The following is a 16281-nucleotide window of genomic DNA, read 5'->3' on the forward strand; positions in this document are numbered from 1 at the left end:
ACCTGCACTCCTACATTCTAAATATGCCAAATTGGGTGTCTTCGATAGGCTTGTTAAGCGCCGCTGAAAGCGATAGACCAAGTACTAATCGAGTATCCGCTGGGTCAATAACGCCATCATCCCAAAGCCTTGCAGACGCATAGTATGGATGTCCTTGTTTTTCGTACGTATCGATAACAGGTTGTTTAAATGCCTTTTCTTCTTCTGCAGACCATGATTCGCCTGAGCGCTCTTTTTGGTCGCGCTTAACCTGGGCGAGAACGCCAGCAGCTTGTTCACCACCCATTACAGAAATTCGAGCGTTTGGCCACATGAAAAGGAAGCGTGGGTCATAGGCTCTGCCGCACATCCCATAGTTGCCTGCACCGAAACTGCCGCCGATAAGGACAGTGAGTTTTGGTACATTCGCACATGCTACAGCGGTTACCATTTTTGCACCGTGTTTTGCGATACCGCCGTGCTCGTATTGCTTACCGACCATAAAACCTGTGATGTTTTGCAAAAATACGAGAGGGATTTTTCGCATGGCGCATAGTTCGACAAAATGAGCACCTTTAAGTGCGCTTTCACCGAAAAGTATGCCGTTGTTAGCCACAATGCCTACAGGGAAACCGAAAATGCGCGCAAAACCACAAACCAAGGTTGTGCCGTAAAGCGGTTTGAACTCATCAAGGTCTGAGTCATCCACAACACGCGCAATGATTTCTCTTACATCGTATGTCTGACGACTATCAGCAGGCACAATGCCGTAAATTTCTTTGGTGTCGTAGCGTGGAGGTTTTACCTCGGCCACGTCTAGGCATTCTGGCTTCTTTCTGTTTAGTCTGGAGACAGCATTACGCGCTAGTGAGAGTGCGTGGTGGTCGTTGTTGGCGAGATGGTCGGCAACGCCCGAAATTCGAGTATGAACGTCACCACCGCCAAGCTCTTCTGCGGTAACCACTTCACCTGTTGCAGCTTTAACAAGCGGTGGTCCGCCCAGAAAAATAGTCGCTTGTTCTTTAACGATAATGCTTTCATCAGCCATGGCGGGAACATAAGCACCACCAGCTGTACAGGAACCCATTACTACCGCAATTTGAGGAATATTCTTAGCAGACATATTCGCTTGATTAAAAAAGATGCGACCAAAGTGATCTCTATCTGGGAATACATCATCTTGGCGAGGTAAGTTAGCGCCACCTGAATCTACTAAGTAAATACAAGGTAGGTTATTTTGCTCTGCGATAGTCTGAGCGCGAAGGTGCTTTTTAACGGTAAGGGGGTAGTACGTCCCGCCTTTTACAGTGGCATCGTTAGCTACAATCATACACTCGATACCTGCAACAATACCGATACCGGCAACGACTCCGGCACAAGGTACATAGTCTTCATAGACTTCCCATGCTGCCAGTTGGCCTATTTCCAGAAAGGGCGTGTCTGGGTCAATCAGTGCGTTGATTCGGTCGCGAGGTAGAAGTTTTCCTCGAGACACGTGGCGCTCCGCCGCTTTTTCACCGCCACCTTGGCAAATTTGTTCGATTTTTTCGAGGAGATCATTTACCTGAGCCTGCATGTGTTCAGCATTTGCGATAAATGTTTCGGATTTAGTATTTATATTTGAGCGAAGAACGGGCATAACCCCTCCTTGTGTTGGGCCTAGGCGACGGCTGTCGCGTTAGCCACTAGTTAGCAAGATGATTAGCAAGACACCCATGCTAAGCGCTTTCGCTGCGCTGGGTGTCTTTGCAATTCATTAGCCTATTAATAAAGTTCAGCGTTTCTAAATCTACTTTAAATAGAGTAGGGTGGGTGTCTTCCTAATTTCTATGACACAGGGAATGCCTAAGCTTTCCCTGTTTCAAACGAAGTTTGTTTCCACCCAGAACTCCGTGTTATTTCGATTCGTTAAATAGCTCGCGGCCTATAAGCATTCGGCGAATTTCAGACGTTCCTGCGCCAATTTCATAAAGCTTGGCATCACGTAATAAGCGTCCCGTCGGGTATTCGTTGATGTAGCCATTACCACCAAGTAGTTGAATAGCATCTAATGCCATTTTGGTTGCTAGTTCCGCTGAATAAAGGATAGCGCCAGCAGCATCTTTTCGCGTTGTTTCACCGCGATCGCATGACTGTGCAACGGTGTAGACATACGCGCGTGCGGCATTCATTTGCGTGTACATGTCAGCTACTTTGCCTTGTACTAGCTGGAATTGACCAATTGATTGGCCAAACTGCTGACGGTCGTGAATGTAAGGTACTACGATATCCATGCACGATTGCATAATGCCTAGCGGGCCACCTGATAAAACAAGGCGCTCGTAATCTAGGCCGCTCATAAGTACGCGAACACCTTCGCCTTCTTTGCCAAGAATGTTCTCAGCTGGTACTTCGCAATCTTCGAAAACTAATTCACAGGTATTAGAAGAGCGCATACCTAGTTTGTCGAGTTTCTGTGCGCGGCTAAAGCCAGGGAAATCGCGCTCTACGATAAACGCTGTGATCCCTCTTGGCCCTGCGTTAGGGTCGGTCTTAGCGTAGATAACAAATGTATGTGCATCAGGTCCGTTTGTGATCCACATCTTGTTGCCGTTAAGGATGTATTTGTCGCCGCGTTTTTCAGCCTTCAATTTCATACTAACAACGTCTGAACCTGCATTGGGTTCACTCATTGCCAGTGCACCAATATGTTCACCGCTTACTAACTTAGGCAGGTACTTTTCACGCTGGGCATCATTACCGTTTTTAAAGATCTGGTTAACACAAAGGTTCGAATGCGCGCCATAGCTCAAACCGATACCACCTGACGCGCGGCTCACTTCTTCCATTGCGATAGTATGCGCAAGGTAGCCCATATCAGAGCCACCATATTGCTCTGAAACTGTAACGCCCAATAGGCCCATATCGCCAAGTTTTGTCCACAATTGGTTTGGGAATTGGTTGTCTGCGTCTGCTTGTTCAGCAAGAGGAGCAATCTCATTTTGTGCAAATTGATAGACCTGATCACGTAACATCTCGATGTCTTCGCCAAGTCCAAAATTTAAAGTAGGGTAGGAGGTGTTCATGCGATATTTCCTCGTTTGAGTTCTGCGAGTTCTTCACGGCAACGTGCTTCAACATCATCCAGTTCAGTCATTAACATCTGGATGTCTTCTAGCTGCTGTTTAAGCACCGCTCTTTTCTGTTCAGTCATTTCGAGCATGGCTTCTAACTGAATAGCCGAATTGGGGTTGGTGTCGTACATGTCGAACAGTGTTTTGACTTCAGCAAGGGAAAATCCTAGTCGTTTTCCTCGCAAGATCAGCTTTAAGCGCACTCTATCTTTGTTCAGATAAACGCGATTTTGTCCCGTTCTTGACGGTGACATTAGGCCTTGTTCTTCGTAAAAACGAATTGAACGAGGAGTAATGTCAAACTCTCGAGCGAGTTCGCCTATTGCATATGTTGTTTCGTCGTCGTACTTGCTCATTACACGTACCTTGTATTTCAGCGCTGTTTAACACCCTTGTTTTGACGTGGGTGTCTTTGTAATTCAATTCTCTGTAGTAGGTTGGGTGTCATTGCAATAGCACTATCGTTTTAAGGTAGATGGTTTTATATACCGCTATATTAAAACGTAGTGTTTGGTTGACACATACTTAGTACAGGTTTACGTTAACGTTAATTACATTTTACGTTAAGGTAAAGTAACATTTTGCTAACGTCAATTTTTCATGGTGAAGGCAAGACGTTGTAGCTGTTAGGGGTGTTTACTTTTGTATACATCTACGTAGCTTTCTTCACTTAACTCTATAATTTATATGAATTTTAAGGGCACGGTTATGAGTAACGAATCAGTAGTTATTGTCGCGGCTAAGCGCACACCAATGGGTGGTTTCAACGGTAATTTATCTTCGCTTGCTGCGACCAAACTTGGAGAAGTTGCGATTAAAGCAGCCTGTGAAGAGATGGATGTCTCTGTAATTGATGAAGTCATCATGGGGTGTGTATTACCTGCTGGTCTTGGTCAATCTCCGGCGAGACAAGCGTCACTGGGGGCGGGGCTTCCGCTTAGTGCAGGTGTGACAACTATCAACAAAGTATGCGGGTCGGGCTTAAAAGCGGTAATGATGGCCCACGACTTAATTAAAGCGGGCAGCGCGACAGCAGTCGTGGCGGGTGGAATGGAAAGCATGAGTAATGCGCCATATATGTTGCCTAAAGCTAGAACGGGATATCGTATGGGTCATGGTCAAGTACTTGATCATATGATGCTAGACGGTCTGGAAAATGCCTATGACGGCAAAGCAATGGGCCGCTTCGCACAGGATACTGCTGATGAAGAAAATATTTCTCGCGGCGAAATGGATGAGTTTGCACTAAGCTCGCTTTCCAAGGCACATGAAGCAATAAACAGCGGAACTTTCGTCGATGAAATAGTACCCGTTACAGTTTCGTCTCGTAAGGGCGATACTGTTGTTGATACCGATGAAGGCCCAGGTTCCGCTCGACCTGAAAAAATTCCAACATTAAGACCAGCTTTCAAAAAAGACGGTACGGTCACGGCTGCGAATTCAAGCTCAATCTCTGACGGTGCAGCGGCACTGGTTGTAATGAGCGAAAGCAAAGCAAATGAACTTGGTCTAGCACCGCTTGCGCGCGTGGTTGCTCACGCTACAAATTCTATTGAACCTGAAAACTTCACCGTTGCGCCTGTTGGCGCTATGGAAAAAGTGCTGGATAAAGCAGGTTGGACGAAAGAAGAAGTCGATCTTTTCGAAATTAACGAAGCCTTCGCCATGGTAACCATGTTGGCTGTCAAGAAGCTTGGACTAGATGAAAGTAAAGTAAACGTAAAAGGCGGCGCTTGTGCATTGGGTCACCCAATTGGAGCCTCTGGTGCACGCATTTTGGTAACACTACTTCACGCGCTAAAGCAACGCGGTGGTCGCAAAGGTATCGCATCTTTATGTATTGGTGGTGGTGAGGGTGTAGCGCTTGCCGTTGAAATGCTCTAAGCCACTGCTCTAAGCCACTATAGATGGCTAATATGTAAAATATTTAATCACGGAGCCTAATCACATTGATTTCGCTCTGTGGTTCAATATAAAGAAAAATACAAAAGCATGAAGACAGTGACTTACGTTATCAACTCTATAACCCTTGCGGTTGCGCTATCCACTTTAACGCTTGTTGCGAAAGTCCAAGCTGACTCATCGTTTTCAGTAAACTCGACTTACGCAGACACCCACGATAACAATGGCACTCACTACGAGGAATCACGTTCTTTATCGAGTAATGAAGACACCCACGATGACTTAACTCTGTCTCCGCTTCACGAAACCCAATCAATCGTTAATGTTTCTGACGACGCTGTTTCGGAAGACACCCACACTAACGAAGAAAAAAAGACTTCGGGTGACACCCATGCCAACAGTGCCCATGCCAACAGTGAATCGTCAGCTATCTACCCCAAGAAAATAAGCCAGGTACCTTATTCAGCGTTGGGTGTCTTGCCAACAAGCGAAGCTGATGAACAATTCAGCTACGGCGATGACCCATTACAAACGATTTATACTTGGCATGGACGTTCGTCTACGAACGAAAAGTATGCTGATAAAGCGTTAATATTTATTCACGGTGGGTGTTGGCTTAATGCCTACGGTTACGAACATGCGAAAGGGATGTACCATGCTTTAGCAGAGCTTGGGATGGGTGTCTACGTAACAGAGTATCGGCGTGTAGGTGATGAAGGCGGTGGCTGGCCCGGTAGTTTAGACGACGTGACACAAGCAATAAGTACAGCCCTAAAACGAATAGAGAACGAAGGGCGCTACACTAACATTTACATTGCGGGGCATTCTGCTGGTGGGCACTTAGCTTTGCTTGCTGCGCAACGCCTTTCTTCGTCATCCTTGAACTTATCGCGCGCAAACATAAAACGGATTATCGGATTAGCAGCAATTACGGACATCCAGTCCTATGCCATGGGACATAACAGCTGCCAGTCGGCTACAGCGAAATTCATGAATGGAACGCCTGAAGATGTTCCAACCGCATATCAAAGGGCGACACCACGCCCAACCCATGGCAGTTTGCCAATTACACTACTCCAAGGCGATGCTGATAGTATAGTGCCAGCGCGCCACGCTGTATTATCTGGAACCAACCAAAAAATAATTAAAAATGGTGGCCATTTCGATTGGCTTCACCCTGAATCAACATCCTTTGATGCTTTACTTGAGGTTATTAGTGAACATGATGAATAAGGTTTTTTCAGCTGAACAACTTGATATTAAAGATCCACTCCGTGACAAGGCCCAGGCGTTTTCGCTTCCCGCTAATACGGTCTATTTAGACGGGAATTCGCTAGGGCCTCTGCCTAAGGCAGCCAAACAGCGAGCTGACGACGTTGTCAATGAACAGTGGGGAAAGGGGCTCATTACAAGCTGGAACAAGCATCAGTGGATCCATCTACCTCAAATAGTGGGTGATAAGATTGGCGGCTTGATTGGCGCTAAAAGTGGCCAAGTTATTTGTTGTGACTCCATTTCTATTAATCTGTTTAAAGTATTAAGTGCGGCGTTGAAAATGCACCCAAGTCGCAAGGTAATAGCGACTACCCGCGATAATTTTCCTACCGACATATACATGGTGCAAGGCCTGCTTGACTTACTCGGCAGCGATTACAGTATTCGCTATGTTGACGAAGCATGCATTGGGTCGCAGCTAACTGATGATATTGCCGTACTGATGCTGACACAGGTAAATTTCAGAAGTGGCAATAAACTCGATATGCAAATCATTACCGAGCAAGCCCACCAAAAGGGCATTTTAACTTTGTGGGATTTAGCGCACAGTGCTGGAGCATTTCCTGTCAGCTTAGACGCATGTAATGTGGACTTTGCAGTCGGCTGTACCTACAAATATCTAAATGGCGGCCCTGGTGCGCCAGCGTTTATCTATGTCGCTAAACGACATCAAGCACAGTATCAACAACCTTTGTCTGGTTGGATGGGGCACAGCTCGCCTTTCTCATTTTCTCCTGATTACGCTGGCGACAATTCCGTGAAGCAAAACTTGTGCGGTACGCCAGGAATTGTTGGAATGAGCATTTTAGATGCGGCATTAGACGTATTTGAAGATGTATCACTTAAAGCTATTGATGAAAAATCCAAAAAGCTACAGGCATTTTTCATCGCTGAAGCCAAGCGCGCAGGCCTTCTGGACAAGTTTTCCATTGTAAGCCCCAGCATCGATAATCGAGGTAGTCAGCTTGCTTTCGCGCACGACCACGCTTACGCCATTTGCCAAGCTTGGATCGCTGAGGGGGTGATTGCAGATTTCCGTGCACCAAATATTCTGCGAATAGGTTTTGCGCCACTGTATTTAAGCTTCGTCGATATTGAAAAAGCGGTGGCAAGCTTGACCAAAATTATGAATGAAAAGCGTTATGAAAACGATGAGTTTCAGCAAAGACAGAGCGTTACCTAGCTGAAAAGCGAGATTATCAGCTAAATAATTGCATTTTTTGAATTTACGCTTAATACTTCGCGGTTGTCATCGATATCTTCACATGTTTTGGGTGTGCAGTTGAAAAAAATAAGAAAATATCTGCTTTGTACCATGTTGTTTGTAGGAGCGAGTTGTTTTAGCGCGCTCCTACAAGCAGAAGCTGGTCAAAAGGCGGCATCTGAACAATCTAATAATGTAACGTACTGTATAGATCCTAACTGGGCGCCTTACGAAGCAATCAGAAACGGTATCCATGTGGGGATTTCTGCCCAATATATGCAGCTTATTGCTGAAATATCTGAGTTAACGTTTACCCTAGTGCCCACTGAGAGCTGGCAACAGAGCCTAGAGTACGTACAGCAGGGGAAGTGCCAAGTTATCCCCATGCTAAATACTTCCGACTATCGAAAGCAGTTCCTCGACTTTAGCGTGCCGTATTTTGAAGCGCCCAATGTGCTGGTGGCTAAGTCTGGTATGCCAATGATACAAGGCTATGCTGGAGTGGGAAATCGAGTAGTAGGGATTGTTCAGGGTTATCGCCAAGTTGAATATATTTCACGTCACTATCCGGGGTTACGTTTAAAGCTTATTCCGTCTGAAGAAGAAGGGCTAAAGCAGCTGGCGAATGATGAGTTTGATGTAATGGTGGGCTCATTAATGAGCGTGAATATGCACATCAATAATTTGAAGCTGAAAGACCTCAATATTGTTGGTTATGCCGAGCCCTTCGACTCATTAGCTTTTGGTGTGAACAAAACCTATGGCCACCTGGTGGACAAGCTCAACTTTGCCATTGAGCGTATTCCAGAAACGCGAAAGGTAGAAATTTATAAGCAGTGGAATAATGTTCAAGTTCGCTATAGTCGTAACTATGTTGTTATGGTTTTGAGCACCGCAATTGTCATTTTAGTTTTCTTGCTTTTTACTTTTAGAAATAGAAACGTTAGCGGCTACAAGCGTATTATTAACCAGAAAAACGAGGAAATAGGTGCGTTACAAGCAACCTTGTTAGAAAAGAACAAGACCCTTGCTTTCTTGTCTGCTCACGACACGGTGACGGGGCTATATAACCGCAATCATATGATCCAGCGTGCGGAAGAAGAAATCTCACGTTTCCATCGATTTCACACTACGGCTTCGTTAATTGTAATCGAACTAACCCCTGTAAGCGATGACAGAGATTCAATTGAGCCCTCGGCTAAAGAAGAGGCGCTAAAAGCCGTGGCAACGAATTGTCTAAATACCGTTCGAGAAGTCGATGTTGTTTCGCGCTTTAGCGGTGAACAGTTCATTATCTTGTGCCCTCAAACCGAGTTAAACGCAGCTAAAAACCTTGCAGACAGATTGTTAGACTGCATTTCTACCCATCACTCGCTTGTCGAGAGCTTTAAAACGGCCATGGGTTTATCTGAACTCAGGGAGTCTGAGGAATTCACAGAGTGGTTTGAACGCACCATGAAGGCACTGTACCAGTCAAAGCGCCAAGGGTATGGCAACGTAACTGTGGCACAGTAACTTCAGTGAACTAGTTCGGTTAAATTAATGGGTCGTAGTGCCATTGGTGCGAATCGTAACGAATTTGCGCCCTGTCGTATTCTCGCTCAGAACGCCAGTTACGGTTATTAAGCTTCGCCGAGACCCCGGGATAAAGACGTTTGTTCGCGATAAGTTTTATATCTGACTGGTAGTTTTCTTTTGCTGCTTTGACGTCGTTGGCTTTGTTTTCAAGCCACTCCAGCAATGCGCTCTCATTGTTAAAAAGCTCTAACGCTTCAGCTACTTTACGTTGAAGCTCTTTAGGCACTTTCTTACCTTGAATAAGGTTAATCTTTTCTTTGTGTTTAAGATTGTTTTCGCGAATTTGCTTCAACAATTCATCTAAAGAGTCTTTGCGCTCTAACAGTTGGTTAAAGCCCGGGCTAAAATCAACTTTCAACGTACTGCCAGATACAGCACCTAAAGTGCCAGCTTCAACGCGATCTTGGCTGATAATGTCACAAGCAAATAGATTTCCCATGGGCTTATCAATTTGTCCAACTATGACTGCGCCGCCGCAGCGCAGGCGACTATACGCCAACTGACGACCAACGGTAATATTACCGCTACATTGTATATCAATGCCTTGACCGTGTTGAACGTGGATACTGCCGGCTGCGACTAGTTGGCATTGGAATTCACCTTGGGTATCGTTAACTTTACCCATCGCGCCTTCGGTAATGATGATGTCGCCGCCAGACTCGATATACGCCGACTCCACAAAGCCGTTAATGGTTACATCTCCAGCGGCTTTGATTTGCATTTTCTCTGTAACATCGCCGTTTACCAATACTGCACCTTCGTAATTCACGTGCCCAGAGCCAACGTTCACGCCGCTACAAATGAAGGTATCGTCAATGTTCATTATCTGGTCTCGGTATTTCGGCATACCAGAAATTGCAGACATTAATAAATTGGCGTCGCTGTCGGACACAACGGTGCCGCTGCCCATTTTAAAGTTGACCCATTCGCCCGCAACGGCTGGAATTTTATTCCCTTTGATATCGAAGCCAGAACGGCCCTGAGTTGGCTCGGTTCTTCTCAGCACAGGCGTGTTCACTTTAACGCAAATAACTTCGCCTAAATTACGCATGTCCACGCGCTCGCCATCACCCGTCTGGGGTTTTAACACCCTTTCAAGTGCGTTTGGCACCAGGGGAATAAACTTTGAGTTTTTGCCATTTCTAGCTGGTAGGCCCTTCGCGACAATTTGCTCTAGTACTGTGCCTGGAGGAGACTGCCTTGCTTGGGTAAGCATAGATTCAATGGTTTTGGTGCTTAAGCCACGAATGATTCTGTTTTTTACTGCTAGAGATTTAACGGTACTTAATGAGGGAAGTTTACCGCCATAGGGTGTGGTCAGCACAAGGTTCGCCTGCATCCCATCCTCGGGAATGCGAAATTCAATTTCAGCATTTTTGCGCTCGCCAATGCGTTCCTGAACAACAGTGCTATCACCCGTCTTAAAATAATGATTAGCTGTATCACAGGCCGACTTTAACGCTTTTTCAGAAACATACAGCCGCTTAGTTTCACCGCTCTCTAGTTGCTTTCTTATTTCCCTACTATCAACTTCTGACGTGAAATCAGAAGGATTTAACTGTAAGTTAATGTAGGTTCTTGATTTGTCGAAGCTTATTGTTACGCCATTCATAACTTCTTTATTCCCTTGCGCACGTGTATTCTTTTTATCGGCGGCATCTATCGATTACTTGACGTTGACTTGTTCTCGGCCTGTCTATTTTTTTCATCTACTAATTTAAGGCGTTCTAAAACGCCCGTCAAAGGTTTTCGGCATATTGGTAAAGTGCGCGTAATATGGCCTGCTTCTCAGGATTGTCGCTGTGTTCATGCGCCAATGATTCCAACCGCATCATATAGTTTTCTAATGTGATTGAGCCGTGAAAAGCTGAATCAGTCAAGCGAGCTTGGCGATGATTCTGCCACCTGGTCATTTCATCTGCGGTCAGTGTATTAGGATAATTTCTAGCGCGGTATCGAAATAGCTGCTTTCTGAGCCCTTCGTGCTGTGTTTTTTCACTCAGAGTGGCTAAATCATCAGGCTGTGCTTCAATTACACGCTCACACCACCTTCTGTCTTCGTCATTAAGAAACCCACCACTATATAGCGCGTGATCTATATCCAGTTCACCACTTTGAATGTCGTCATCATAGACATCTACGATTTTAGTGGCCAGTTCGGGCATACCGGCAAGTACTTTGTAATTGTCTAAGCAGCGCTCGCGATCCAGTCCTAGTCGTGCGGCATTGTCTTCTGTCATTGCTTTAGCTGTGGTAATAAACGGCGAGCGGTTGACGTGAATGAGCTTAAGTCCTGGTCTTTCTAACGGATCGTCAAATGTATCTGACGGAGCATAAAGCGCCTGTCTAATCTCTTCTGGTGTGTCATTCACTAAACTGTCAATGTCATGCGATAAATCAATAGCGATAAATGCATTGCTGTTGGTTGGGTGCTTAGCCACAGGCATAACCCAAGTGCAACAGCCTTGAGAGGCAGGGAGTTTAGACGAGATATGAAGCAATACAGATGGTTTAGTGAGATCAATTTGCTGCATAACCGTGTGTTTACTGCGTAACGACAGCGTATAATCGAAAAGGCGAGGCTGCTTTTCTTTTATCAGTTTAGCAAGGGCTATTGTGGCGTAGACGTCACTCAAAGCATCGTGAGCGTTTTCGTGGCCAATATTATTAGCTGCAGTTAATGCCTCAAGTTTAAAGCTTGGTGCACCATCTTCTCGGCGCGGCCAATTAATACCATCGGGTCTCAGTGCATAGCACGCTCGCGCTAAATCGATTATATCCCAACGGCTATTGCCATTTCGCCATTCACGTGAATATGGGTCGTAAAAGTTTCTATAAAACAGGTAGCGGGAAACTTCATCGTCGAATCGGATACTATTAAAGCCCACACTACAGGTATTTGGCGTCGACATTTCCTGATAAATTCGCGCGGCGAAGTCAGCTTCGTTAGAACCGTCGCGAATGGTTTGCTGCGGTGTTATGCCGGTCACCAAACATGCTTCTGGATGTGGTAAATAATCATTCGCAATGGCGCTCATGATATTTATGGGTTTACCAATCACATTTAAATCCATATCAGTTCTTACTGCAGCGAATTGGCAGGGGAGATCTTTTTGTGGGCTGGTGCCAAAGGTTTCAAAATCGTGCCACAAAAATGTAGGTGCGTGCATAACCACTATTGCGATGTTAGAGAAATATTGATGGCAGTGTACACCGCGAGAAATTGAATACCAAATGCTGGCGTTAATATGAACAGTGATTTACTTGTTCGCCATCGGCAAGACTTAAAAAAACGCGTTAATCATTGTCTTTTTTTGAGTATTTTGCGTTTTGATGTATCACGCGAAACTTGCGCATTAACAAAATGATGACTAGCTTTAAGTTATCAAAATTTATACGGATATTGCCTGTTTGTCGTTCCTTAAATCCAGTTCATCCATCAGTGAAGCTAAGAGTACTTTAGGCTTAGCGTTAGTACTTGCAACAGTGCTTGTTGTACTTGTTGTTGGTTTGTTCGAAAGTAATATCAAAGCGACGGCTGAATCTCAAACTTTCACGGCATTAGAAGAGAGTGCCGCCAGTGCTGAAAATGCTGCAAACTCTCAGGTGAGAAAGTATATCAATGCGCTTAACTTTCTACATCAGACACCACCCATAAGCGGCATCGTCCGCGCGACTGAAAATGAAAATCTAGACCCCAAAGACGGTACGACGTTGGAACAGTGGAAGCAGCGACTAGAAACGATTTTCGTTGCTTTTATCGAAAATAACGAAGAAGTCGACCAATTAAGAATCATTCAAGCCAATGAGGATGGAAGTGAGTTTATTCGGGTGGAAAGAAACGGGGGAAGTGTTTTAGTAGTTAAGGACAACGATTTACAACCTAAAGCAGCGAGAAGTTACTTCATAGAGAGTGTTAAGCGCAATAAGGGCGAGTTTTATATTTCAGATATCAATTTGAATCGTGAATATGGGAAGCTCGAGTTTCCTTATAAAAGCGTTATTCGCCTTTCTCTCCCAATCTTCAGCAGCTCTGGTGAGCGTTATGGTTTTATAATCATGAATGTAAACGCCCAGTTTCTACTGTCGCAAATGGAACAAACGCTTGTCGGCAATCAATTACTATTTGTTACCGACAGTGAAGGCTTTTTTGTCAGTCATCCAGACAGTGATAAGTCCTTCTCCAGAGATTTAAATCCTATGGTGAATTGGGCGAGCGAGTTCGAAAGTCCTTCGAAAATAGGCAGGGCTAAAATTAAACAGACCGCACAGACAAACTCATCTTTGTATACGGTCACTCGTGCTTTTACGATAAACGGAAATCAGCAAACCGCCCCGTTTTTTCTTCATACGGCATTGTCTCAGTCAGAAGTGGCAGCCCTTATCAATGAGAAGAGGATTAGCGTTTACAGTGTAATTGGGGTAGTTACTCTAATTTTTGTAAGCGTTTTACTCTTCGTACACCGAAGTAACAGTAAAAACATTGAGCTGGCTAAGGTGCGCGGTGAGTCCGTTGCTATTATCGCTATATCTAAAGATGCGATTTTTAGCGTAGATTCTGCTGGCGTGGTGAAAAGTTGGAATATGGCAGCCGAGTCACTTTTTGGGATCCCAAGCCAGCTTATTTTAAATCATCACTATTCGTCATTTGAGGAGCTTTCTCTATTAGGGCTTGAATCGGTTCTCACCAAAGGCGGAAAGCAAAGTACCTTTACAACCCCTTACACCGATGACGAAAAAGAAGAGCACACGCTACTTATAACCGCATCTACCATTTGGGGTGAACAGTCACAGTTTTCAGGCGTTGCTGTTGTAATTAGAGATGTGACCGACGAACGCAAGGCAAAAGACGCGATAGAAAGGGTAAACCTGAAGCTTGAAGAAAAAGTGGTAAGCAGGACGAAAGAACTTGTTGAAGCGACGCAAGAGGCGCGAAAAGCGAGCAGTGTTAAAAGCTCTTTTATTTCTAATATTAGCCATGAAATGAGAACACCGTTAAACGGGGTAGTTGGCTCGTTGGCGCTACTTAAGCGTCAGCCCCTTAATGAGAAAGCTGAACAGCTTGTTTCCATGATGGAAATTAGCTGCAACAATCTCAGCGTGCTGATTAACGACGTTCTCGACTTGTCTAAAATTGAAGCGGGCAAGCTTGATATTAATAATCAATATTTTGACCCGCTTGCACTTATCGAGTCTATCGCCAAGGTCTTTACCGTTAAAGCAGCTTCTAAAGGACTACAGCTTCTTGTTGACACAACAGGTCTTCCCCCGGTGGAAATAAACTCAGATCCACACAGAATCAACCAAATTCTTAGTAATTTATTGAACAATGCTATTAAATTCACTGAAGAAGGGCATATAAAGTTACAAGCATCGTTAAGTGATGTAGATGCGGGGACACAACAGCTTCATTTCAGCGTATGTGACACGGGCGTAGGGATAGCACAAGAAAATCAGCCCAAACTGTTTACCGCGTTTACGCAGGCTGATGCATCTGTTGCTACCCAATACGGAGGTACCGGACTTGGCTTGTCTATCTGCAAGCAATTGAGCCAGCTTATGGGAGGAGACATTACGTTCAATTCTGAAGTTGACATAGGCAGCACCTTCTCATTTTTCGTTACTCTTCCTGAAACAACTTACGACAGCGCGTTCGAGCATAAAATGGCGGTGGAAAACGAAAGTATGCTGCTTAACGGGATCACAATCGGTGTTTCTGCAAGTTATCCACCTTTAGAGGAAAACATCTGTTGTTTAGCCTTACACGTCGGTGCAGAGCCGCAAGTAATAGGTAAGCATTCTGAATTAGGAACAATACCTTGGACGCAATTTAATGCCATTATTGTGGACGAGGCCAGTTCACTCATTCGTGAGCTAGATGATATATGGCAGGCACAAGCTGCCACTAAAGACGCAGGTTCGTTACCTGTGGTTTATATTCTTCAAAAACTAGAAGGGACACCTTTCCACTTCAATCACCTTGTGCCGCTTTACTTGCCAAAGCCATTATTCAGGTCGAGTTTTGCAATTGTCCAACAAGGGTTAGACGCTGCGCTGTCGGGATATACATTAAACCAGTCAGATATCTCATCGGGTAAAGGGAAAGCTGAGGACATCTCAGACGATGAAGGGGCAGCAGACGATACTGAGCAGCAATTGTCTATTGAGAATGCCAACTTATTGATAGTTGATGACAATATGATCAATCGCGAGGTGGCGAAGGGAGTGCTGGAAAGTTTACCTGTTAAATTGTTTACCTGCAGCGATGGTGAGGAAGTTGTGGCGTTCTTGACGAAATGTGAAAGCAAAGGCCGCAGAATTCACAGCATATTGATGGATTGTCAGATGCCTAATATGAATGGTTATGACGCTACCCGAGCCATACGAGAAGGTAAGGCAGGAGCGATGCACAAAGATGTACCTATAATTGCCATGACAGCCAATGCCATGCTCGGCGAAAAAGAGAAATGTTTAGAGGCAGGTATGGACGACTTTGCGACAAAGCCTGTCATGGCCGATGTACTTATTCCTAAAGTGAAACAATGGTTAGTGCATCAAATAACGGCATTAGCAAGTGCAGAGCTTAACGATACTGATACGAGGTCAGGTACCGGAATCACTGCCAGCGAACCCCCACTGGTTGACAGTTTGTTGAGTGCCATCTCAAAAGAAATGGACTGCGACACGCTATCGCATTCAAGAACAGAGGCTCAGTCAAGTAAAGAGTCTGAAGTAGAAATAGCCCCCACGATAAAAAACGCGAAAATAGCTAATGATATCGCCGCTCGCGAGGGCTCGGAGAAGGAGGCTGAAATTGATAACGTCAATCAAACTCAAGCTGATGAAAACAATTCAGAGGGGCTTGATGGATGTTGGGAAAAAGACGATGCCATTGCTCGGATAATGGGCGATAAAGCGCTATTTTCTCGTGTCTGCGACCTGTACTCCAGAAGCGCGCCTGACAAGCTTAAATTACTGCAGCAGGCTGTTGATAGTCGAGACTTCGAAAAGGTTCAGGTGCTTTCATTGAAGCTCAAAGGTATGTCTGCAGATATTGGTGCCGTACAGTTACAACGAGACTTTGAGAGCTTATGGGAATTGTCAAAGGCGAAAAAGTGGGAAGACGCTGAAGCGCTACTCCCTTCCATCACCGATGATCTTAATACTTTCTTAGAGATCCTCGAGGTAGCCTAGCCTACCTAAGCTAATTGTGTCATCTTACGTCTAAGG

General features: G+C 45.0%; 10 protein-coding genes. 5 read left to right on the forward strand and 5 right to left on the reverse strand.

What is annotated here, in order from left to right; genetic code table 11:
- Window positions 1–10 precede the first annotated feature (10 nt).
- The 3 genes from BZA03_RS03310 to BZA03_RS03320 all read right to left on the reverse strand — a co-directional run bounded on the left by BZA03_RS03310 (window position 11) and on the right by BZA03_RS03320 (window position 3448).
- A complete protein-coding gene (locus BZA03_RS03310) occupies window positions 11–1618 on the reverse strand; it encodes a carboxyl transferase domain-containing protein (protein ID WP_110287968.1) in 1608 nt (535 codons plus the stop codon).
- 256 nt (window positions 1619–1874) lie between these two features.
- On the reverse strand, window positions 1875–3044 hold the full coding sequence (locus BZA03_RS03315) for an isovaleryl-CoA dehydrogenase (protein WP_014949160.1): 1170 nt from the start codon (window positions 3042–3044) through the stop codon (window positions 1875–1877).
- Window positions 3041–3448: a MerR family DNA-binding transcriptional regulator gene (locus BZA03_RS03320; protein ID WP_014949161.1), complete on the reverse strand. Its 408-nt coding sequence runs from the start codon at window positions 3446–3448 to the stop codon at window positions 3041–3043. The genes BZA03_RS03315 and BZA03_RS03320 overlap by 4 nt, the downstream gene beginning before the upstream one ends.
- Window positions 3449–3800: 352 nt before the next feature.
- Here BZA03_RS03320 and BZA03_RS03325 point away from each other — a divergent pair, with 352 nt between their 5' ends.
- The 4 genes from BZA03_RS03325 (at window position 3801) to BZA03_RS03340 (ending at window position 8988) form a co-directional block, all read left to right on the forward strand.
- Entirely contained in the window at window positions 3801–4976 is a 1176-nt protein-coding gene (locus BZA03_RS03325) for a thiolase family protein (RefSeq protein WP_110287969.1), read from the forward strand.
- A gap of 108 nt (window positions 4977–5084) precedes the next feature.
- Window positions 5085–6227, forward strand: coding sequence for a S9 family peptidase (locus BZA03_RS03330; RefSeq protein ID WP_110287970.1), 1143 nt, complete (start codon window positions 5085–5087; stop codon window positions 6225–6227).
- Window positions 6217–7452, forward strand: a complete 1236-nt coding sequence (gene kynU / locus BZA03_RS03335) for a kynureninase (protein WP_080760020.1) — start codon at window positions 6217–6219, stop codon at window positions 7450–7452. The genes BZA03_RS03330 and kynU overlap by 11 nt, the downstream gene beginning before the upstream one ends.
- A gap of 132 nt (window positions 7453–7584) precedes the next feature.
- Entirely contained in the window at window positions 7585–8988 is a 1404-nt protein-coding gene (locus BZA03_RS03340) for a diguanylate cyclase (RefSeq protein ID WP_039227064.1), read from the forward strand.
- A gap of 19 nt (window positions 8989–9007) precedes the next feature.
- Here BZA03_RS03340 and BZA03_RS03345 read toward each other — a convergent pair whose 3' ends face one another.
- Both BZA03_RS03345 and sbcB read right to left on the reverse strand, forming a co-directional pair.
- Complete coding sequence (locus tag BZA03_RS03345) at window positions 9008–10663, reverse strand: FapA family protein (protein WP_014976276.1); 1656 nt, start codon at window positions 10661–10663, stop codon at window positions 9008–9010.
- 127 nt (window positions 10664–10790) lie between these two features.
- Window positions 10791–12221, reverse strand: a complete 1431-nt coding sequence (gene sbcB / locus BZA03_RS03350; protein WP_110287971.1) for an exodeoxyribonuclease I — start codon at window positions 12219–12221, stop codon at window positions 10791–10793.
- Window positions 12222–12462: 241 nt separating this feature from the next.
- Here sbcB and BZA03_RS03355 point away from each other — a divergent pair, with 241 nt between their 5' ends.
- The gene (locus BZA03_RS03355; protein WP_110287972.1) at window positions 12463–16245 is read left to right on the forward strand and encodes an ATP-binding protein; all 3783 of its coding nucleotides are present in this window, start codon (window positions 12463–12465) and stop codon (window positions 16243–16245) included.
- Window positions 16246–16281: the final 36 nt, after the last annotated feature.

The organism is Alteromonas sp. I10 (assembly GCF_003201515.1).
Classification (GTDB): Bacteria; Pseudomonadota; Gammaproteobacteria; order Enterobacterales; family Alteromonadaceae; genus Alteromonas; species Alteromonas macleodii.